Annotated in this window: 17 protein-coding genes; 11 read left to right on the forward strand and 6 right to left on the reverse strand. The window is 63.7% G+C overall.

Annotation, left to right across the window (positions count from 1 at the left end):
• Positions 1–3 precede the first annotated feature (3 nt).
• The 8 genes from kynB to V0U35_RS07965 are packed head-to-tail and all read left to right on the forward strand — an operon-like array spanning position 4 to position 9,364.
• On the forward strand, positions 4–633 hold the full coding sequence (gene kynB, locus V0U35_RS07930; protein ID WP_330196156.1) for an arylformamidase: 630 nt from the start codon (positions 4–6) through the stop codon (positions 631–633).
• The gene (gene kynU, locus V0U35_RS07935) at positions 630–1,871 is read left to right on the forward strand and encodes a kynureninase (RefSeq protein ID WP_330196157.1); all 1,242 of its coding nucleotides are present in this window, start codon (positions 630–632) and stop codon (positions 1,869–1,871) included. Before kynB ends, kynU begins: the two co-directional genes overlap by 4 nt.
• Positions 1,868–3,937: a 3-hydroxyacyl-CoA dehydrogenase NAD-binding domain-containing protein gene (locus V0U35_RS07940; protein WP_330196158.1), complete on the forward strand. Its 2,070-nt coding sequence runs from the start codon at positions 1,868–1,870 to the stop codon at positions 3,935–3,937. Before kynU ends, V0U35_RS07940 begins: the two co-directional genes overlap by 4 nt.
• Positions 3,934–6,219 (forward strand): bifunctional salicylyl-CoA 5-hydroxylase/oxidoreductase, encoded by a 2,286-nt coding sequence (locus V0U35_RS07945; protein ID WP_373696395.1) that lies wholly within the window; start codon positions 3,934–3,936, stop codon positions 6,217–6,219. The genes V0U35_RS07940 and V0U35_RS07945 overlap by 4 nt, the downstream gene beginning before the upstream one ends.
• Complete coding sequence (locus V0U35_RS07950) at positions 6,216–6,974, forward strand: SDR family NAD(P)-dependent oxidoreductase (protein WP_330196160.1); 759 nt, start codon at positions 6,216–6,218, stop codon at positions 6,972–6,974. The genes V0U35_RS07945 and V0U35_RS07950 overlap by 4 nt, the downstream gene beginning before the upstream one ends.
• A gap of 11 nt (positions 6,975–6,985) precedes the next feature.
• The gene (locus tag V0U35_RS07955) at positions 6,986–7,795 is read left to right on the forward strand and encodes an enoyl-CoA hydratase family protein (RefSeq protein WP_330196161.1); all 810 of its coding nucleotides are present in this window, start codon (positions 6,986–6,988) and stop codon (positions 7,793–7,795) included.
• A gap of 4 nt (positions 7,796–7,799) precedes the next feature.
• Entirely contained in the window at positions 7,800–8,969 is a 1,170-nt protein-coding gene (locus tag V0U35_RS07960) for an acyl-CoA dehydrogenase family protein (protein ID WP_330196162.1), read from the forward strand.
• A complete protein-coding gene (locus V0U35_RS07965; protein WP_330196163.1) occupies positions 8,969–9,364 on the forward strand; it encodes a RidA family protein in 396 nt (131 codons plus the stop codon). Before V0U35_RS07960 ends, V0U35_RS07965 begins: the two co-directional genes overlap by 1 nt.
• Here V0U35_RS07965 and pcaF read toward each other — a convergent pair.
• Positions 9,361–10,551, reverse strand: a complete 1,191-nt coding sequence (gene pcaF, locus V0U35_RS07970) for a 3-oxoadipyl-CoA thiolase (protein WP_330196164.1) — start codon at positions 10,549–10,551, stop codon at positions 9,361–9,363. The two genes, V0U35_RS07965 and pcaF, sit on opposite strands and share 4 nt — an antisense overlap.
• An 89-nt stretch (positions 10,552–10,640) precedes the next feature.
• On the opposite strand from pcaF, the gene V0U35_RS07975 reads away from it, so the two are divergent.
• The 3 genes from V0U35_RS07975 to V0U35_RS07985 all read left to right on the forward strand — a co-directional run bounded on the left by V0U35_RS07975 (position 10,641) and on the right by V0U35_RS07985 (position 13,981).
• Positions 10,641–12,257 carry an AMP-binding protein gene (locus V0U35_RS07975; RefSeq protein ID WP_330196165.1) on the forward strand — a complete coding sequence of 539 codons (1,617 nt, stop codon included), beginning with the start codon at positions 10,641–10,643 and terminating at the stop codon, positions 12,255–12,257.
• 63 nt (positions 12,258–12,320) lie between these two features.
• Positions 12,321–12,587 carry an Lrp/AsnC ligand binding domain-containing protein gene (locus tag V0U35_RS07980; RefSeq protein ID WP_330196166.1) on the forward strand — a complete coding sequence of 89 codons (267 nt, stop codon included), beginning with the start codon at positions 12,321–12,323 and terminating at the stop codon, positions 12,585–12,587.
• Between the two features lie 11 nt (positions 12,588–12,598).
• Positions 12,599–13,981, forward strand: a complete 1,383-nt coding sequence (locus V0U35_RS07985) for an L-serine ammonia-lyase (RefSeq protein WP_330196167.1) — start codon at positions 12,599–12,601, stop codon at positions 13,979–13,981.
• Between the two features lie 12 nt (positions 13,982–13,993).
• Here V0U35_RS07985 and V0U35_RS07990 read toward each other — a convergent pair whose 3' ends face one another.
• From V0U35_RS07990 to V0U35_RS08010, 5 genes are all read right to left on the reverse strand, one after another.
• A complete protein-coding gene (locus V0U35_RS07990) occupies positions 13,994–15,094 on the reverse strand; it encodes an efflux RND transporter periplasmic adaptor subunit (RefSeq protein WP_330196168.1) in 1,101 nt (366 codons plus the stop codon).
• 8 nt (positions 15,095–15,102) lie between these two features.
• Complete coding sequence (locus tag V0U35_RS07995; protein ID WP_330196170.1) at positions 15,103–18,201, reverse strand: efflux RND transporter permease subunit; 3,099 nt, start codon at positions 18,199–18,201, stop codon at positions 15,103–15,105.
• Positions 18,202–18,317: 116 nt separating this feature from the next.
• Positions 18,318–18,956, reverse strand: a complete 639-nt coding sequence (locus V0U35_RS08000; RefSeq protein WP_330196171.1) for a CoA transferase subunit B — start codon at positions 18,954–18,956, stop codon at positions 18,318–18,320.
• A gap of 18 nt (positions 18,957–18,974) precedes the next feature.
• A complete protein-coding gene (locus tag V0U35_RS08005) occupies positions 18,975–19,349 on the reverse strand; it encodes a DUF2511 domain-containing protein (RefSeq protein WP_330196172.1) in 375 nt (124 codons plus the stop codon).
• On the reverse strand, positions 19,349–20,053 hold the full coding sequence (locus V0U35_RS08010) for a CoA transferase subunit A (protein ID WP_330196173.1): 705 nt from the start codon (positions 20,051–20,053) through the stop codon (positions 19,349–19,351). The genes V0U35_RS08005 and V0U35_RS08010 overlap by 1 nt, the downstream gene beginning before the upstream one ends.
• Positions 20,054–20,197: the final 144 nt, after the last annotated feature.

Below are 20,197 nucleotides of genomic sequence, written 5' to 3' on the forward strand. Positions count from 1 at the left end.
GGCATGGCTAGGATATGGGATATCTCGCAGACGCTCCGGGCCGGCTTGCCGGTCTGGCCCGGCGACACCGCCTTTGAGATTGAACGAACCTGGGCGCTCGAAGGCGACTGCCCGGTCAATGTCTCGAAACTGACCCTGTCGACCCATTCCGGGGCGCATGGCGATGCGCCCCTCCACTATGACGCCGACGGCGACGCTATCGATGCGGTCGATCTTGCCGTCTATTGCGGCCCGTGCCGGTTGATCGACGCGCGTCACGCCAAAGGCGCGATCGAAGCCAAGGATGTGAGCCCGTCGCTTTATGCGCGTTGCGAGCGTGTCCTCTTTCGCACCTATGACACTTTCCCGCGCGACCGATGGGATTCCGATTTCACGGCCATATCCGCTGACCTGATCAAGAAAATGGCCCTCGCCGGGGTAAAGCTCGTCGGGACCGATGCGGCGTCACTTGACCCGGAAGACTCCAAGACGCTCGACGCGCACAATGCGGTCCGCCGGGCCGGCATGCGTATCCTCGAAGGGCTGGTTTTCGATGGCGTCCCGGACGGCGATTACGAACTCATCGCCCTTCCCCTGAAGATCGCCGGTGCTGATGCAGCACCCGTGCGGGCCATATTGAGGGAATTACCATGAGCGCGCCGACGCTGGACGAGATCCGCACCCGTGATGCGGCCGACCCCCTCAACGGGTTCCGCGACCGCTTCGTCATCCCGGACGGCCTTGTCTATCTCGACGGCAATTCGCTGGGCTGCCTGCCGAAAGCGACACCGGACCGCATCGCCGATGTCGTCGCACGTGAATGGGGCGAAGACCTGATCCGGTCCTGGAACACGAATGACTGGATCAACGCGCCAAGGCGCGTTGGGGCCAAGATCGCCGGGTTGATCGGCGCGAACGACGATGAGGTCGTCATCGCTGATTCGACATCGATCAATGTATTCAAGGTGTTGAGCGCCTGTCTTCAACTTGATCCGAAGCGGTCTGTCTTGCTGTCAGAGCGCGGCAACTTCCCCACTGACGTTTACATGATGCAGGGATTGAGCGCGCTGTCCGGCGGACGGGTCGCGACACGGCTGGTCGAGCCCGATGACGTGATCGCGGCCCTCGATTCCGATGCGGCAGCCCTGCTCCTCACCCAGGTCCACTACAAGACCGGGCGCATGCGCGACATGGCGGCCGTGACCAAGGCCGCCCACGACAAGGGCGTGCCGGTGATCTGGGACCTCAGCCACTCTGCCGGAGCCGTGCCGGTCGACTTGAATGCCAGCAACGCCGATTTCGCGGTCGGCTGCGGCTACAAATATCTCAATGGCGGACCGGGTGCCCCGGCTTTCCTGTTTGCCGCGAAACGCCATCACGAGGCGGTCTTCCCGGCCCTCTCCGGCTGGCTGGGCCATGAAGCGCCCTTCGATTTTGATGACACCTATCGGCCAGCGCCAGGTATCGACCGCTTCCAGTGCGGCACGCCCGGCATTCTGGCGATTTCGGCGCTGGAGGTTGGCGTGGACCTGATTGCCGAAGCCGGTATGGAAGCATTGCGGGAGAAATCCCGGGCGCTCAGCGATCTATTTCTGGACCTCATGGCCGAACGCTGCAGCGAATATGGATTCGAACCGGCCTGCCCGGCGGACTCCGCCGAGCGCGGCAGCCAGGCGAGCTTTCATCACGAAAACGGCTACGCCATCATGCAGGCGATCATCGCGCGCGGCGTGATTGGTGACTTCCGCGCCCCGGACATACTCCGTTTCGGCTTCGCCCCGCTCTACAACCGGTTCGAGGATGTCTGGCAGGCCGTCGAGACCATCCGCACCGTCATGGCCGAAGAGGCCTGGCGCGACCCGCAATTCCAGTCCCGGAGGGCCGTGACATGACGACACCGGTATCCAGCCGCCGCGAGGGCGACATTCTGATCATCACGGTCGACAATCCGCCCGTAAACGCGCTCTCCCACGCCGTCAGGTCAGGCGTATGTGACGCGTTGAAAGACGTTGGCGATGCGAAGGCTGTCGTTCTCAATTGTGCGGGCCGAACCTGGTTTGCCGGGGCGGATATCACCGAATTCGGCAAGCCACCGATGTCCCCCTCCCTACCCGACATGATCGCGGCGCTGGAGGATTGCCCGGTGCCGGTCATCGCGGCGATCCATGGCACGGCGCTCGGCGGCGGTATGGAAACCGCCCTGGGCTGCGATTTCCGGGTGTTCAATGCCAAAGCCAAATGCGGTTTCCCGGAAGTCGATCTCGGCATTTTCCCCGGTGCGGGCGGGACGCAGCGTACGCCGCGTCTCTCGGGACTGGGACCCGCCATGGAGATGTGCGTCACCGGCAAGCCGATCGGGGCGACGGAAGCCGCGAAATTCGGCCTCGCCGACTCCATCGCGACCGAAGACGTGCTCGCCTCTGCCATCGAATTCGCCAAATCGATCCATGAAAAGCGCCGCGTGCGTGATCTTCCCAATCCGGAGGCCGACGAGAAAGCGTCGGAGACCTGGCGCAAGTTTGCCGCCACGCGCCGCCGGGGTGAAGCCGCCCCGCTGAAAGCCATCGAGGCGGTCGAAGCCTCAGTGACGCTCGATATCGACCCCGGGCTGGAGAAGGAACGCGACCTCTTCATGGGGCTCATCACCGGCCAGCAATCGGCTGCGATGCGCCACCTCTTCTTTGCCGAGCGTATGGCGGCGAAGGTTGATGGTCTTGATGCCTCGCCCCAGAAAGTCACACAGGTCGGCGTCGTCGGGGCCGGCACGATGGGTGGCGGCATCGCCATGGCCTTTGCCAATGCCGGCGTCCCGGTGACGATTTTCGACGCCAATGTCGAAGCCCTGAAAAGCGGGCTGGCGCGGATCGCGAAACTCTATGCCGACAGCGCGGCCAAGGGCCGGATGAGCGAGGCCGAGCGCGACGCGCGCATTGCCCGCATCAGCCCGGCGGGCGGCTATGACGGCTTTGCCGGCTGTGACCTCGTCATCGAGGCCGTGTTCGAACGCATGGACGTGAAGAAAGCGGTCTTCGCTGAGTTGGAAAAAGCCTGCCGGGCCGACGCGATCCTCGCGACCAATACCTCCTATCTCGATGTCGATGCCATTGCCGCCTCCATCGGTGACCCGTCGCGCGTTCTCGGGATGCATTTCTTCTCGCCGGCGAATGTCATGCGCCTGCTCGAGATCGTGCGAGGTGCAAAGACATCCGGCGAGGCGCTGGCGACCGCGCTCGCCGTCTCCAAGGCGATCAAAAAGGTCGGCGTGGTGTCCGGTGTTTGCCATGGCTTCATCGGCAACCGGATGCTGAAAGGCTATGGCCGCGAGGCGGGCCTGTTGATGATGGAGGGCGCGGCCCCGGAAGCCATCGACCAGGCGCTTTATGACTTCGGCATGCCGATGGGACCGATGGCGATGGGCGACATGGCCGGGCTCGACATCGGCTATGACAACCGCAAATCCCTCGTCGCAGGTGAGGATTACGAACCCCTCGCCTCCGCGCTCCAGGACCGGCTGGTCGAAATGGGCCGCAAGGGCCAGAAGACCGGCGCGGGCGTCTATCTCTACGAGCGCGGCTCACGCACGCCCGTCCCGGACACGCAGGTCACGGCCATGACCGAGGCGCTGGCAAAAGAGCACGGCATCACCCGGCGCGAGATCGGCGCGGACGAAATCGTCGAGCGCTGCATCCTCGCCCTCGTCAATGAAGGCGCGATGCTGCTGGGCGAAGGCATCGCGCAGCGCGGCTCGGATATCGATGTCGTCTATGCCAACGGCTATGGCTTCCCGCGCTGGCGCGGCGGGCCGATGTTCCATGCCGACAGTCTTGGTCTTGAACATGTGCTGCAGCGCGTGCGCGCCTATGCCGCCGGCCCGCACGGCAAATGGTGGACCCCGGCCCCGCTGCTGGCGCAACTCGCCAGCGAGGGCGGGCGTTTGAGCGCGTGGTCGAAACCATGAATATCGCCTGTCTCGGCGGTGGCCCGGCCGGGCTCTATTTCGCGATCCAGATGCGGCTGCGCGACCCCGAGTGCAGTGTCGATGTCTATGAGCGCAACAAGGCGGGCGACACCTTCGGCTGGGGCGTCGTCTTCTCCGACCAGACGATGGACAATCTCCTCGCCAGCGATCCGGTAAGTGCGAAAGCCATCGGCGACAGCCTCGCCCACTGGGACGATATCGACGTGTTCCTGGATGGCGCGAAGGAGACTTCCACCGGTCACGGATTTTGCGGCATCGGGCGCAAGCGGCTGTTGAACATTCTGCAGGATCGCGCGCGGGAGCTGGGTGTCGGCCTGCATTTCGAAACCGAGATCGGTCCCGACCTTTCCCGGTTTGACGATTGCGACATGATCGTCGCGTCCGACGGCATCAATTCGGTGATCCGGGAATCGCGCGCCGACGTGTTCAAGCCCGACATCGATGTCCGCGCCAACAAATTCGTCTGGCTCGGGACGAAGAAGGTCTTCGACGCCTTCACCTTCGCCTTCGTGCCGACTCCGCATGGCTGGGTGTGGGCGCACGCCTACCGCTTCGATGACGATCTCTCGACCTTCATCGTGGAGTGTTCGGAAGACACCTGGCGCGGGCTCGGCTTCGACGCGATGGACCAGGACGAGACCTGCCGGACCTGCGAAGCGCTCTTTGCCGATTATCTCGATGGCAACGCGCTGATGAGCAATGCGAAGCATCTGCGCGGGTCGGCCTGGCTCAATTTCCGCCGCGTCCTCTGCGAGACCTGGATCGACGGCAAGGTGGTGCTGCTGGGCGATGCGGCGCACACCGCGCACTTCTCCATTGGCTCGGGGACAAAGCTGGCGCTGGAAGACGCGATCATGCTCGCCGAGGTTCTGACGTCGTCAGACAAGCCGCTTGCCGAAGGCCTGCACGACTATCAGGAGACGCGGAAGGTTGAGGTCCTCAAGCTGCAAAGCGCGGCGCGAAATTCGACTGAATGGTTCGAACATCTTGATCGCTATCTCGATTTCGAGCCGATCCAGTTCGCCTACTCCCTCCTCACAAGGTCGCAGCGCGTCAGCCATGAAAATCTGCGCCTGCGCGACAAGGCGTGGCTCGAAGGCGTGGAACGCTGGTTTGCGGGCAAGGTTGGGGCCGATCAACGCCCGCCCATGTTCGCGCCGTTCCGGCTGCGCGACATGGAACTCGCCAACCGCGTCGTCGTCTCGCCCATGTGCATGTATTCAGCCCAAGACGGCCTGGTGAACGACTTCCACCTTGTTCATTACGGCGCGCGGGCAATGGGCGGTGCCGGGCTACTCTATACCGAGATGACCGATGTCAGCGCCGACGGACGAATCAGTCCCGGTTGCGCCGGTCTTTATACAGACGAGCAGGCCGAAGCCTGGAAGCGGATCGTCGATTACGTCCATACCCATTCCAAGGCGAAAATGGCGATCCAGCTCGCCCATGCCGGCCGCAAGGGCTCAACCCGGCTTAGCTGGGAGGGCGACAGCCGCCCGCTTAAGGAGGGCAACTGGCCGATCATGGCGCCCTCACCCATCCCCTGGAAGGACGAAAACCAGGTCCCGCGCGAGATGACCCGCGACGACATGGACCGGGTCCGCGACGATTTCGTCGCCGCCACCAAGCGCGCGCTCACCTGCGGGTTCGACATGGTCGAGCTGCACTGCGCGCACGGCTATCTCCTTTCCTCCTTCATCACGCCAGCGACCAACAAGCGGACCGACAAGTATGGCGGCAGCCTCGAAAACCGGCTGCGCTTCCCGCTGGAAGTCTTTACCGCCATGCGGGCTGTCTGGCCGGCGGCGAAACCCATGGCGGTGCGCCTGTCGGCGACCGACTGGCTGGAGGATGACGGCATTACCGGCGACGACACGGTGCGGATAGCCCAAGCCTTCATTGAGGCTGGTGCGGACCTGATTGATGTCTCGGCAGGCCAGACCACGCCTTACGCCAAGCCGGTCTATGGCCGCATGTTCCAGACGCCCTTCTCCGACCAGGTGCGCAACACGCTGCACTGCGCGACGATGGCGGTGGGCAATATCTACGAGACCGATCACGTCAATTCGATCCTTGCCGCGGGACGCGCCGATCTCGTCGCGCTCGCAAGGCCGCACCTTGCCGATCCGAACTGGACTTTGCGCGCGGCAGCCGAACTGGGCTATCGAGAAGCAGACATTCCGCCGCAATACCGGGCGGGCATCGCACAGCTGGCGCGTAATCTCGAACGCGCAGCCGAAATGGGGGATCTGAAAGTATGAGCGAATTTGCAGGACGGCGTGCCGTCATCACAGGCGGCGGTAGCGGGATTGGCCTGGCGGCAGCGAAACGGCTGGCTGCAGGCGGCGCGAGCGTCGTCCTGATGGGCCGCAAGCTCGACCGTCTGGAAGAGGCCGCCAACGGTATTGATGGCGCTCTCGCTGTCCAGTGCGACGTGACAGATGCGGGTTCGGTCGAAGCCGCCTTTGCGAAGGCCCGTGAAGGCGGTGCCATCAACATCCTCGTCAACAATGCCGGGATCGCCTCGGGCCGGCCCTTCCACAAGCTCGACGAAGCCGAGTGGCGGCGCATCCAGGACGTCAATGTCGATGGGGTATTCCGCTGCACCAAGGCGGTCGTCGGTGATCTGATGAGCAGCGACTATGGCCGCGTGGTCAATATCGCCAGCGTCGCGGGCCTGCGCGGCGGACCCTACATCTCCCATTATTGCGCCTCGAAACATGCTGTCGTCGGCATGACCAAGGCGCTGGCTGTCGAGTGGGCGCAAACGAAGGTCACGGTCAATGCAGTCTGTCCCGGCTATGTCGAGACCGACATGGCCGAAGGCGCGATCCAGACCATCATGTCCAACACCAAGCGCTCGCGCGACGAGGCGGTGGCCGAACTCACCAAGATGAACCCGCAAGGACGCATGATCCAGGTTGAAGAGGTCGCCGAGACCGTCGCCTGGCTCTGCCATCCCAACTCCTTCACCGTAAACGGTCAGGCCATCGCCCTTGATGGCGGCGCGCCGTAAGAGGCCGGTTGATGAATCCCGCCACCTTCGCTCCGCAACATTTTCTCTGGTCCTTCGCCGATGGCGTCGCCACGGTGACGCTCAACCGACCCGAGAAGAAAAATCCGCTAACCTTTGAAAGTTATGCGGAATTGCGGGACACCTTCCGCACGCTCGTCTTTGCGAAGGATGTGAAGGCTGTTGTCCTGACCGGCGCGGAAGGAAACTTTTCCTCCGGCGGCGATGTGCGCGAAATTATCGGCCCGCTGACCGAAATGGACATGCCGGCCCTGCTCGACTTCACCCGCATGACAGGCGATCTCGTTAAAGCCATCCGCGCCTGCCCGCAGCCCGTCATCACCGCGGTCGACGGTATCTGCGTCGGGGCGGGAGCCATCCTCGCCATGGCGAGCGATCTGCGCCTTGCCACGCCGCAGGCCAAATGCGCCTTCCTCTTCAACAAGGTCGGTCTGGCCGGTTGCGACATGGGGGCCTGCGCCATCCTGCCCCGCATCATTGGTCAGGGCCGGGCGAGCGAACTCCTCTTCACCGGCCGCACGATGAGCGCCGAGGAAGGCGAGCGCTGGGGTTTCTGGAACAGGCTGGTCGAACCCGACGCCCTCGCTGGGGAGGCCGCCGACTGGGCCGCGCGCCTTGCCGCCGGACCGACATTTGCCAATGGCGTGACCAAGACCCAGCTCAATGCCGAATGGGACATGGGGATCGACCAGGCAATCGAGGCCGAGGCCCAGGCCCAGGCCATATGCATGCAGACCGAAGACTTTAAGCGCGCCTACCGGGCCTTCATCGCGAAGGAGAAGCCGGTCTTTGAAGGAAACTGACGCCTTGGCCGATCACAGCTTCCTCGACTGGCCGTTCCTGAGCGAGGCCCATCACGACCTCGCCGGGCATGTCCGCGGTTTTGCGGAAGAGTCCTTCGGCTCCGGCGGCTTTCTTCATCATGGCGATATCGACGCCGAATGCCGGGATATTCTCGCCGGACTGGCCGATGCCGGCATCACTCGATACGCCGTACCGGTCGCCTATGGCGGAGCGACGGAAACGCTCGACGTGCGCTCGCTCTGCCTGGTGCGCGAACATCTCGCCTACCGTTCCGGGCTGGCCGATTTCGTCTTCGCCATGCAGGGGCTGGGCTCGGGGACGATCAGCCTCTTCGGCTCGGACGCCCAGAAATCCGCGTATCTTCCGGATGTCGCCGCCGGAAAGAAAATCGCAGCCTTCGCCCTGACCGAACCCGACGCCGGATCGGACGTCTCCGCCCTCGCCCTTTCGGCGCAGCGGGACGGTGATGGCTTTGTCCTCAATGGCGAGAAGACCTTCATTTCCAATGGCGGCATCGCGGACTTCTACGTGGTCTTCGCCCGGACCGGCGAAGCGCCGGGCGCGCGCGGGATCAGTGCATTTATCGTCGATGCGGATAATCCCGGTCTCAAGACCGCCGAGCGGATCGAGACCATCGCGCCCCACCCCCTCGCCCGGCTCGCTTTCACTGATTGCCATGTAGACGAGGACGCTCTCATCGGCGAGGCCGGATCGGGTTTCAAATACGCCATGTCGACGCTGGACGTGTTCCGTTCGACGGTTGCGGCCGCGGCGCTCGGCTTCGCCCGGCGCGCGCTCGATGAAGCACTCGGCCGGGCACAATCGCGTCAGCTCTTCGGCGGCACACTCTCCGATCTACAAGGGGTGCAGAGCCAGCTGGCCGACATGGCGCTCAATATCGACGCCAGCGCGCTTCTGATTTACCGCGCGGCCTGGGCCAAGGATTCTGGTGCGCCGCGCGTCACCCGCGAAGCGGCGATGGCGAAACTCTTCTCCACCGAGACCGCGCAGACAGCCATCGACACGGCGGTGCAGATTTTCGGCGGGCTGGGCGTCACGAAAGGCTCGGTGCCTGAAGCGCTTTACCGCGAGATACGGGCGCTTCGCATCTATGAAGGCGCGTCGGAAGTCCAGAAACTCGTCATCGCCAAACAGATTTTGGGAGGCGGCTGATGCGCATCCTCAATCCGCCCGGCTGGCCGCGCCCGAAAGGCTATTCCAACGGCATCGAGGCCGAAGGCCGCCTCGTCTTCGTCGCCGGCCAGATCGGCTGGGACGAGACCGGCGAATTCCGGACCGACGACTTCGCCGAGCAATTTCGTCAGGTCCTGAAAAACACGCTCGCCGTTCTCGCCGAGGCCGGGGCGGGGCCGGAGCATGTCGTGCGCATGACCGGCTATGTTACCAGCCGGGAGGAATACCTCGCCGCAGGCAAGGCCATCGGTGCGATCTGGAAAGAGATGATGGGCCGCAACTACCCCGTCATGGCCTTCGTCGAAGTTTCCGCCCTGATGGAATCACGGGCAAAGATCGAGATTGAAACCACGGCTGTGGTGCCAACCACCTAAACCCGCTCCAGCACCATCGCCGCGCCCTGCCCGACACCGACGCAGAGGGTGACGAGGGCGTAGCGGCCTTGTTCAGCATGCAGGCGCTGCGCGGCGGTGAGCGCGAGGCGCGCGCCACTCATGCCCAGGGGATGGCCGAGCGCGATGGCCCCGCCCCAGGCGTTGAGGCGTGGGTCGTCATCGGAAATCCCCCAGCTGCGCGTGCAGGCCAGAACTTGCGCGGCGAAGGCTTCGTTGAGTTCGATAACGTCGATCCTGTCCATCGAAAGCCCGGCCCGTTTCAGCGCCTTTTCGCTCGCCGGGACCGGACCGATTCCCATTGTGCGGGGCGGCACGCCGGCTGTCGCATAGGCGACAATCCGGGCGAGCGGCTTGTCCCCTGCTTCTTCCGATCCAATCAGCAGCGCCGCGGCCCCGTCATTGACGCCCGAGGCATTACCCGCCGTGACCGACCCGTTCTTGCGGAAAGCGGGCTTCAGCTCGGTGAGACCGTCCACGGTCACGTCCGGGCGCGGATGCTCGTCGGCCGAGACCTCGACCGGTTCGCCCTTGCGCGACGGGATGGACACCGGTGCGATTTGCGCGGCGAGATGACCGGCAGCAGCATGGGCGAGCGTTTGCGAGCGGGCCGCGAACGCGTCCTGGTCCTCGCGGGAAATGCCGTGTTCGCTGGCGAGGTTTTCCGCCGTCTCGCCCATCGAGTCGACGCCATAGAGCCGTTCGATCTCGGGATTGACGAACCGCCAGCCGATCGTGGTGTCGTGGAGTTCCGCCGCGCGGGAAAAGGCCGCATCGGGCTTGGCCATGACGAAGGGCGCGCGCGACATGCTTTCCACCCCGCCCGCGATGATGCGGTCGGCCTCGCCGCAACGAATGGCGCGGGCCGCCTGCCCGACCGCTTCGAGACCCGAGGCGCAGAGCCGGTTCACCGTTACGCCCGGCACGGTGTGTGGCAGGCCCGCCAGCAACACTGCCATGCGCGCGACATTGCGATTGTCCTCGCCGGCCTGATTGGCGCAGCCGAGGATGACCTCATCGATGGTTTCGGGGTCGAGTTCGCTCTGGCGCGCCAGCAAGGCCTTGATCGGGTGAGCGGCGAGATCGTCGGCGCGGACGCTCGACAGGGCTCCGCCATAGCGCCCGATCGGCGTGCGCGTCCCGTCGAAGATGAAAGCCTCTCTTGTCATCGTCCTGCCCGTGCTAGTGTTTTGCCTGTCCGTCCGGCGCGACTCGAAAACAACAATAGGCGCTGGTCTCGGCCAAGGGGAGGATGCGCATGACACTCGAACCCTCGGGCTATGCCGACAGTTTTGCCCGCGACCGTTTGCCGGCACCGGAGCGATGGCCGGAATTCCGATTTGACCTGCCCGAACTCGCCTACCCCAAACGCCTCAATTGCGCCGCTGAACTTCTCGATACCGCCGTCGCGGACGGTCATGGCGACACCGTCGCCATCTATTCCAAGGACCGCACCCTCACCTACGCCCAGCTTCTCGCCGAAGCCAATCGCATCGCCAATGTCCTGACGGGCGAACTGGGGATGAAGACCGGCGAGCGTGTGCTCCTGCACGGACCGAATTGCCCCGACCTCTTCATCGCCTGGTACGGTGTCATCAAGGCCGGAGGCATTGTCGTCGCGACCATGCCGCTGCTGCGCGCACGCGAACTGGTGACGGTCTGTCAAAAGGCGGAAGTCTCGCTGGCGCTCTGCGACATGCGCATGGCCGATGAAGTCCGCGCCGCGGCGGACAGCGCGCCCTTCCCCGCCCGCGTTGTCGAATGGGGTCAGGAAAGTGAGCTGGAAAACCTCACCGCCCATGCGTCGCCCCATTTTGACAATGTCGACACGGCGGCCGACGACATCGCCCTTCTCGCCTTCACCTCCGGCACGACGGGCCAACCCAAGGCCTGCGTCCATTTTCACCGCAGCGTGCTGGCGATGGCCGACACGTTCGGCAAGCACACACTCAAGCCTCAGCCCGGCGATATCTACGCCGGCACGCCGCCGCTCGCCTTCACCTTCGGGCTGGGGGCGTTTCTCGTCTTTCCGGCGCGGGCGCGTATCTCGGTCGCGCTGACGTCGAAGCCCGGCTTCGAGGCGCTGTGCGAAACGATCCAGGAGTATGGCGTCACCCACACCTTCACCGCCCCGACCGGCTATCGAGCGATCATGGGGCTGTGGGACCAGTATGATCTGTCATCGCTGAAAGGCGGGGTGTCGGCAGGCGAGCACCTGCCCAAGGCGACTTGGCAAGCCTATAGGGACAAGACCGGCATCGGCCTCGTCGACGGGATCGGTGCGACGGAAATGATCCACATCTTCATATCCGCCAGTGGTGACGACATCCGCCCCGGCGCGACCGGCAAAGCGGTTCCGGGCTATGAGGCCCGCGTCATCGGCCCGGACGGCAAGGACGTCCCCGATGGCGAGATCGGCCGGCTGGCCGTGCGTGGCCCCACGGGCTGTCTCTATCTCGATGACAACCGGCAGGACGTTTATGTGCAGGACGGCTGGAACATCACCGGTGATCTCTACCGGCGCGACGCGGACGGGTATTTCCACTTCGTCGCGCGCAATGACGATCTCATCGTCTCATCCGGCTACAACATCGCCGGGCCGGAGGTCGAACAGGCCCTTCTGATGCATGGTGCGGTCGCCGAATGCGCCGTGATAGGCGCGCCGTGCGCGGATCGGGGCATGATCGTCCAGGCGCATATCGTCCTCAAACCTGGCCACGAGCCGGATGAGGAACTGGCAAAGGACCTGCAGAACTTCGTCAAGGCGACGATCGCGCCCTACAAATACCCGCGATCCATTGTCTTTACCGATGCCCTGCCCAAGACACAGACCGGCAAAATCCAGCGGTTCAAACTGCGCGAGGCGCACAGCTGATATGGCCGAAGCGCGCGGCCCGCATTAGGGTGCCGGCAAACACCGTCCAGGGAATAGAAATCGATGCGCCAGTTTTACGTTTTCATCAAATGCGAGCTTGGGCGGACCTATGATGTAGCCGCGGCGCTGGTCGATCAGCTCGAGGAGGCCCGCCAGGTTCATTCTGTCTCCGGGAGCTTTGATCTGCTGGCCCAGTTCTCGGTTGAATCCGACGCTGATGTTGGCCGATTCGTGACGCAGCGGGTGCAGACGCTGGACGGCATCAAGGACACCCAGACCTTGCTCTGCTTCAATGCTTTCACCAGCGACCGGGGACTCGGCGACGACTAGGAGCCATTCCCATGCATTTCGGCGTCTTTGACCTTTTCAAGATCGGGATCGGCCCGTCGAGCTCGCACACCGTGGGACCGATGGTCGCCGCGCGCGCCTTCCTGACCCGTTTCGCCGATGAAGACGGGCTGCCTGCCATCGCCAAGGTCGAGGCAGAACTCTATGGCTCGCTCGCCCTGACCGGGCTGGGCCATGGGACGGATACGGCCGTGTTACTAGGGCTGGAAGGATGCGTCCCCTCGACCACCGATCCAGATGCCGTGCCGGGCATTATCTCGGCTATTCGCGAGACCGAGACGATCAATCTCCTGGGGGAACACCGCATCCCCTTCCATATTCGCCATGATCTGAAAATGCGCGGCGAAACCCGCCTGCCCTTTCATTCAAACGCGATGAAGTTCCGCGCCTATGAAGAGAATGGCGACGTCCTGAAGGAGGAAATTTGGTATTCCATCGGCGGTGGTTTCGTCATTGACGAGGCCGAAGCGGGCCGTAATTCCGCCGCCGGGGACCAGACCGGCGAACCCTACCCCTTCGACAGCGGACGCGAGCTTCTTGATCAGGCGGACAAGGCCGGGCTGACCATTCCCGAACTGATGATGGCCAATGAGACCGCCTTCCGCTCCGAAGAGGCGGTCCGCAGTGGCATCAACGAGATCTGGCAGGCCATGGAGGCCTGCATTTCGCGCGGCCTGCGCCAGGAAGGCATTCTGCCGGGCGGGCTGAAGGTCAAACGCCGCGCGCCGGGCATCCGCAAGGACCTGCTCGATCACCCCGAGCGCGCCGAGACCGACCCTCTGACCGCCATGGACTGGATCAATCTCTGGGCGATGGCCGTGAACGAGGAAAATGCCGCGGGCGGGCGCGTCGTCACCGCCCCGACCAATGGCGCAGCGGGGATCATTCCGGCGGTCGCGCGCTATTACGACCGGCATCACCGACGTTCCGGCGACAAGGACGCCATGGTGCGCTTCTTCCTGACCGCTGCGGCCATCGGCGCGCTCTACAAGAAGAATGCCTCGATCTCCGGCGCGGAAGCCGGGTGTCAGGGCGAGGTTGGCGTCGCCTGTTCGATGGCGGCGGGCGGTCTCGCGGCCGCGCTGGGCGGTAGTAACTCCCAGATCGAATGCGCCGCCGAGATCGGCATGGAGCACAATCTGGGCCTCACCTGTGACCCGGTCGGCGGGCTCGTGCAAATCCCCTGTATCGAACGCAACGCCATCGGCGCGATCAAGGCGATTGATGCGGCCCGACTGGCCCTGAAAGGCCAGGGCGACCACAAGGTCAGCCTCGATCAGGTCATCAAGACCATGGCCGATGTCGCGAAAGACATGTCCGACAAATACAAGGAAACCTCGACCGGCGGGCTCGCCGCGAACGTTCCGATGTGCTGACGGCCAGCGCGGTCAGGTCGGCGAAACGTTCGAGGGGCCATCGCCACCGCCGGCCGTCTCGGCATCATCAAGGATATTGAGCGGCTGCCCCGGGCGCAGGTTTTCCGCGCCGCGCACAACGACCCGGTCACCCGCGCCAATCTCGCCCTCAACGGCGACATATTCGCCATCCTGGGCACCGGTGCGGACCTGGACCTGACGCGCCGTATTGTCCTCGGCGACAACCCAGACATGGCTTCCCTGTGTGCGCAAGACCAATGCATCACGCGGTACGGCCACGACATGGCGCGGTGTTTCGGTCGGGACCGAGACCCGCACCGCTGTTCCGATGATCCAGGGAGCGTCCTCCAGATCGACACGGATCTCGAAGGTCCGGGATACCGAATCCCCGACCGGCACGATGGCGCGGATCGCAGCGTCCATACCGGTCGTACCGTCACTGACATGGATCATGTCACCAACGGCGATATAGGGGGCGACCGCGACCGGCGTCTGCGCGCGGGCTTCCAGTGAGTTGGTATCGACCAGACGGACAATATTTGCGCCCGGCGCGGAATACTCACCAACCTCGATCAGGCGTTCTGCCACACGGCCGCTGAACGGGGCGAGAATCTCGGTGCGGTCCAGATCAAGCTGGGCGCGCTGGACCGCACTGGCGGCCTCGGATCGTTCCTGTTGTGCCAGGTTGCGAGCGAGTTCGACCTCCCGCAGACGGGTTTGCGGGGCGGTCCCCGCTTCGGCGAGACGTGTCCAGCGTTGGAATTCTTCTTCCTGGAAGCGGGCATTTTCCGACAGGCGGGCGTGGCGCGAGCGCGCTTCCGCCAGTTGCAGGCGGGCCTGACGGTCGTCCAGTCGCGCGACCGGTTCACCGGCCTCCACCCAGTCGCCCGGTTCAGCGACGTGGACAACTCGGCCCGCAGCTTCAGCCGCGATACGGGAATCCGACCGGCTCAGGACCGTCGCCGGGCTCTGGATCGTCGGAGCCATGTCACGGCTGACCGCGACATCGGTGCGCACCGCGGCCGGCGGTGGGCCGCCGCCCGGTTGCTGCGCGTCCAGGGCGGGCGTGGACAAAAGCAGAATTGCGGCGATCAGGAATGTCAGGCGGATCATGGAAGGACTCACTCGGCAGGCGCGAGGCGCGCAGGAGACGGAACGGCTCGGACTTCACCGACCCGCAAGAGACTTGGCAGAAGGAAGAGGGTGAAGACGAGCGACACGCTCATGCCGCCGACAATCGCTGCAGCGAGGCCGCGATAGATTTCGCTGCCTGCGCCCGGGAAGACCAGAAGTGGGGTCATCCCGAGAATGGAGGTCAGCGTGGACATGAAGATCGGCCGCATCCGCAAGCGCAGCGCCTGGTCAACCGCTTCACGCCGGCTGAGGCCTTCACGTTCGCCCTGCCGTGTCTGGTCGACGAGCAGGATTGCATTGTTGATGACCAGACCGAGCAGGATGATGAAGCCCATCATGGTCAGCAGGTCGAGCGGCTGGCGTTGCTGGGCGACGCTTTGCAGGACCGTATCGAGGATACGCAGCACCGCTACCCCGCCGACGGTCGCCAGCGGGATGGTAATGAGCACGATCACTGAATCCCGGATCGATCGGAACAGACCGGCCAGGATCAGGAAAAGGATGAACAGCGCGAACAGGAAGTTCTGCGTCATCGTCGTGACCGCGCGGTCCAGACTGTCCGCCGACCCGCCATAGCTGATAGAGCCGTCGGACGGCAGGGCGTCATAGATGGCCGGCTCGACATCGGTACGGATCGCCTCGAGCACTTCCTGCAGCGTCATGTCCTCGGGCTGGGACATGAAGAGCGTGATGGTCCGGCGCCGATCGACGCGCTGCAGTCCGCCCGGGACCAGTGTTTCCTCGACTTCGACCAGATCGCCAAGCGGCAGGACCGCGCCACTGGGCGTCGCGACCGGTACGCCTTCCAGCTCCTGGAAGGAATTCCAGCCTTCGGTCCGAAGGATCATGTTCAACCGCGTCTCACCGTCGAAATATTCTCCGACGAACAGGCCGTCACCGAGCATGGACACGATGCTGGAAACGCCGGCCCGGGACCAGCCGACTTCCTGGATGCGCCGGTCATTGGGGCGGATTGCATAGCTCGGCTGGGTCGCCTGGGGGGACGGGTTGGCATTGATATTCACATTGGGGAAACGCTCTCGCAGGAGGCGCATCCCCTCGCCCGCCGCTCGGGCCAGGGCCTCGGGGTCGGCCGATTGCAGATTGACCTGCACGTTGCCGCCGCCACCGAAATTGCCGAACAGGTCGCCGCGCGCCGCGAAGGCGTTCACGTCCGGGATACCCTGGACGATCTCGTCACGCACCAGACGCTCCAGCTCGCGCACATCGCCAATGTCCTGCGGGCGTACACCAAGGGTCGCGAACTGGCCGCCCTGTCCGCCGATATAGTAATTCCGCAAGGCCGGTTCGCGCTCACCGGACATGTAGGGTTCAAGCCGTTCGATGACCGGCTGGACCACGTCGGAGCGCACCCATTCCACGTCCGCACCGGCCGGCAACATGAAGAAGGCGTCGATGGCGTCGCGTTTGACCGGCGGGAGATAATCGAGATTGGGCAGGAGGAACCAGGTCGCGGCGAGCGGCACCGCGATCAGCCCGCCGATCAGGCCATAGCGCCGGACGGGACGATCCGAGGTGAACATGATGAAATCCGCGATCCGAGACAGGATCGGTTGAGGCCGCTTGTCATTCTTGGAGCGCACGAAACGCGCCGCAGCGACCGGCAGGATCGTCACCGCCACGACCATCGACAGCGCCACTCCAACCGCAATGGTGATCGCAAGATCGGCGAACAGCTGACCTTCCGCATCATCCAGGAAGATGATCGGCAGGAAGATGGCAACTGTCGTCGTGGTCGAGGCAAAGAGCGCACCCCACACCTGGCCGGCACCCTTGTCCGAGGCGGTTTCAGGGTCTTCCCCCGCCTCCCGTCTTCGTACGATATTCTCAAGGACCACAATGGCGGCGTCGAGCACCATCCCCGTCGCAAAGGCGAGACCCGCAAGCGAAATCACGTTCAGCGACCGGCCCAGCAGGAACAGGACAATCAGCGTCGAGAGCAGGCAGACGGGAATCGCGAGCGCAATGATCATCGTCGCCCGCGCTCGGCGCAGGAACAGCCATAGCCCGCCAATGGCCAGCATGATCCCGAAGACGAGATTGGTCCGGAGAAGATTGATCGCCCGGTTGATGAAGACCGAGGCGTCAAATGACGGCTGAATGGTCAGGCCAAGGGCTGCGGCCTCGTTCTCGTTGAGGTTGGCGACTTCATCCTTCACCGCATTCAGCGTGGCGAGGAAGTTCGCGCCATTCTGACGCGACACCGCGATGCCGATGGCCGGATTGCCATTCTGGTAGGCAAATCCCTGCCGCTCACCCAGCTCGATTCCAACGGTCGCGATATCGCCTAAGCGAACCGGGCTGCCGTCCCGCCAGTCGATGACCAGCTCGTTGAGTTCGCGGGGATCGTATTCGCCCTCATAGTTGAGCGTAAAGGCGCGCCGGCCAATGGTGGCGTTGCCACCGGACACATCGCGATTGCCGTTCAGCGCCGCGACGATCTGGGGGATAGTCACGCCAAGGGCTGCCGCGCGATACGGATCAAGCACGATCTGGAATTCGCGGTTCCTCAGCCCCCAGTTAACCTGGGCGTTTGCGACGCCGGGAATGGCCGAGAGGCGCGGTGCGACGATGTTGTTGGCAAAATCGGCATAGTCGTCGACGTCATTGGGATTGCCGGGCTGCAGCTGGATGAAGAAATAGATCAGCATTTCGCCGCCGCCGCCCATCGCACCGCCATTGAAGATGTTCGGGCCATAGGCATCGAGTGGCATGGGCGGCAGCTGGTTCATCCGGCTGACGACCTCGATCATCGCCTGGTCCATATTCGTGCCATTGGCAAAGGTCAGGGCGATGAAGGCCCCGCCCTGACCGATATTGACCCGCATTTCCTCGAGGCCGGTCAGGCCGGTCAGGGCCTGTTCCTGCGGTTCGACGATTTCCGATTCGAGTTCCTGGGGAGAGGCTGAGCGCCACGACGTCTGCACGAAGAGCTGCGGACGACTGGTATCTGGAAACAGCTGCATCGGCAGCTGTATAAAACTCGCCGCCCCGATCACGGTCAGCAGCAACAGGCCGATCAGCACGGCCACCGGATTTTTCAGTGCAAAGCGCGTCAGGAACATGGCGAATGGCTCTCCCCTCGTCGCTCCGTGATGGAGCGGGAGACCTCGCCGTGCCCATACAGTCAGATTACGTTTGGTTCACGCGGGTTTGGAGACCGCCGCGCAGACCAGGGGCGTTAGACCCGGACCTCGGCAATCGTGGCTTCCGTCTGCGCCTTGATTTCATCAACCGTCACCCCGGGTGCCAGTTCGATGAGTGCCAGTCCGCCCTCAACCACGTCGAACACGCCGAGTGTGGTGATGATGCGGTCAACCACCCCCGTCCCGGTGAGCGGCAACGTGCACGCCTTCAGGAGCTTCGGGTCACCGGCCTTGGAAGAATGGTCCATGATCACGACAACACGCTTGACGCCGGCGACGAGATCCATCGCACCGCCCATTCCCTTCACCATTTTTCCCGGAATCATCCAGTTGGCGATATCACCGGATTCCGAGACTTCCATGGCCCCGAGAATGGACAGGTCGATATGCCCGCCGCGGATCATGCCGAAACTGTCCGCAGACGAGAAATAGCTGGTCCGGCGCAGCTCGGTGATGGTCTGCTTGCCGGCATTGATCAGATCGGCATCAACCTCGTCATCATAAGGAAAGGGGCCCATGCCGAGCATACCGTTTTCAGATTGAAGCGTTACATCAATGTCTTCACTGATGTAGTTGGCAACCAAGGTCGGAATTCCAATTCCGAGATTGACGTAGAAGCCATCTTCAAGCTCTTTCGCGGCGCGCTGCGCCATTTCATCACGGGTCCAGGCCATCGTGTCGTCTGCCTCTTCTCAGCAAAGTTCCAGGGCACGGGAAATCATCGGTCCCACCGAGATTTTCGTACCGGGAATGTCGGGATTGTCGCGCCAGATCCGGTCCAGCGATGCATATCCATGATCCATGGACCGCGCACTCGCGGCCCCATTGAGCGGATAGGTCCGGCCATTGGCGTAGAACAGGGCCTGACGCGGCGCGCGGCAGGACAGTCGGCCGCTGTCTACCGTGAACGGCCAGTCATCGCCGAATTCCGCAGCCGTGACATCGCCTGCCCGCGCGCTTTCGCGGGCCGTTTCCCGGATCGCGTCGACATCGATATCGTCTTGCGGAGCTTCGCACGCGGTTACCAGCGCCGCACCGGCAAGCAGAAACGGAACCAACGCCCGCATCAGGCTGATTCCCGCTGACGCGTGGTGCGCTGCTCAATCCGCTTTTCGAATTGCCCTTCAAACAGGCGCTGGACGAAAATGCCCGGCGTGTGAATGCAATCGGGGTCCATCGAACCCAGCTCGACGATCTCCTCGACCTCGGCGACCGTCACCTTGCCTGCGGTGGCCATCATCGGATTGAAGTTCCGCGCCGTCTTCCGGTAGATCAGATTGCCTTGCGGGTCGGCCTTCCAGCCCTTGACGATGGAGAGGTCGGCCTTCAGCCCCGTCTCCATGATATAAGTTTCACCGTCGAATTCGCGGTGGTCCTTGCCTTCGGCGATCACCGTGCCGACGCCAGTCTTGACGTAGAAGCCGGGGATACCCGCCCCGCCCGCGCGGATGCGCTCGGCCAGCGTGCCTTGCGGATTGAATTCCAGCTCCAGCTCGCCGGAGAGGAATTGTCGTTCGAATTCCTTGTTCTCGCCAACATAGGACGAGACCATTTTCCGGATGCGCTTAGCATCGAGCAACTTGCCCAGGCCAAAGCCGTCCACGCCGCAATTGTTGGAGATGATGGTGAGGTCTTTCACGCCCGATTCGAGGATCGCCTGAATCGCGTTTTCCGGGATGCCGCACAGACCGAACCCGCCCGCCATGATGGTCATGCCATCGAACAGCACGCCGTCCAGCGCCGCCGCCGCATCCGTATAAACCTTGCCCATTCACGGCCTCCGCTCTGATTGGTCGGATGATCGCGCCGCCGGTCTGCTGGGGCAGCCTTGCCGGACGCGGTCAATCATTCCAGTTTGGCCTCCTCTTAGCGCCTTTGCGGAAGCGGGGCCAGATGCGCTCTGGAATTTGGACAA

The organism is Hyphobacterium marinum (assembly GCF_036330325.1).
GTDB lineage: Bacteria > Pseudomonadota > Alphaproteobacteria > Caulobacterales > Maricaulaceae > Hyphobacterium > Hyphobacterium marinum.

Excerpts from the sequence above, each read along its gene's own strand:
- V0U35_RS07985 (WP_330196167.1), top strand. The coding sequence starts at position 12,599 with ATGCATTTCGGCGTCTTTGACCTTTTCAAGATCGGGATCGGCCCGTCG.
- V0U35_RS07990 (WP_330196168.1), bottom strand. The coding sequence starts at position 15,094 with ATGATCCGCCTGACATTCCTGATCGCCGCAATTCTGCTTTTGTCCACG.
- V0U35_RS07965 (WP_330196163.1), top strand. The coding sequence starts at position 8,969 with ATGCGCATCCTCAATCCGCCCGGCTGGCCGCGCCCGAAAGGCTATTCC.
- V0U35_RS07995 (WP_330196170.1), bottom strand. The coding sequence starts at position 18,201 with ATGTTCCTGACGCGCTTTGCACTGAAAAATCCGGTGGCCGTGCTGATC.
- kynU (WP_330196157.1), top strand. The coding sequence starts at position 630 with ATGAGCGCGCCGACGCTGGACGAGATCCGCACCCGTGATGCGGCCGAC.
- kynB (WP_330196156.1), top strand. The coding sequence starts at position 4 with ATGGCTAGGATATGGGATATCTCGCAGACGCTCCGGGCCGGCTTGCCG.
- V0U35_RS08005 (WP_330196172.1), bottom strand. The coding sequence starts at position 19,349 with ATGCGGGCGTTGGTTCCGTTTCTGCTTGCCGGTGCGGCGCTGGTAACC.
- V0U35_RS07940 (WP_330196158.1), top strand. The coding sequence starts at position 1,868 with ATGACGACACCGGTATCCAGCCGCCGCGAGGGCGACATTCTGATCATC.
- V0U35_RS07945 (WP_373696395.1), top strand. The coding sequence starts at position 3,934 with ATGAATATCGCCTGTCTCGGCGGTGGCCCGGCCGGGCTCTATTTCGCG.
- pcaF (WP_330196164.1), bottom strand. The coding sequence starts at position 10,551 with ATGACAAGAGAGGCTTTCATCTTCGACGGGACGCGCACGCCGATCGGG.
- V0U35_RS07975 (WP_330196165.1), top strand. The coding sequence starts at position 10,641 with ATGACACTCGAACCCTCGGGCTATGCCGACAGTTTTGCCCGCGACCGT.
- V0U35_RS08010 (WP_330196173.1), bottom strand. The coding sequence starts at position 20,053 with ATGGGCAAGGTTTATACGGATGCGGCGGCGGCGCTGGACGGCGTGCTG.
- V0U35_RS07980 (WP_330196166.1), top strand. The coding sequence starts at position 12,321 with ATGCGCCAGTTTTACGTTTTCATCAAATGCGAGCTTGGGCGGACCTAT.
- V0U35_RS08000 (WP_330196171.1), bottom strand. The coding sequence starts at position 18,956 with ATGGCCTGGACCCGTGATGAAATGGCGCAGCGCGCCGCGAAAGAGCTT.
- V0U35_RS07950 (WP_330196160.1), top strand. The coding sequence starts at position 6,216 with ATGAGCGAATTTGCAGGACGGCGTGCCGTCATCACAGGCGGCGGTAGC.
- V0U35_RS07955 (WP_330196161.1), top strand. The coding sequence starts at position 6,986 with ATGAATCCCGCCACCTTCGCTCCGCAACATTTTCTCTGGTCCTTCGCC.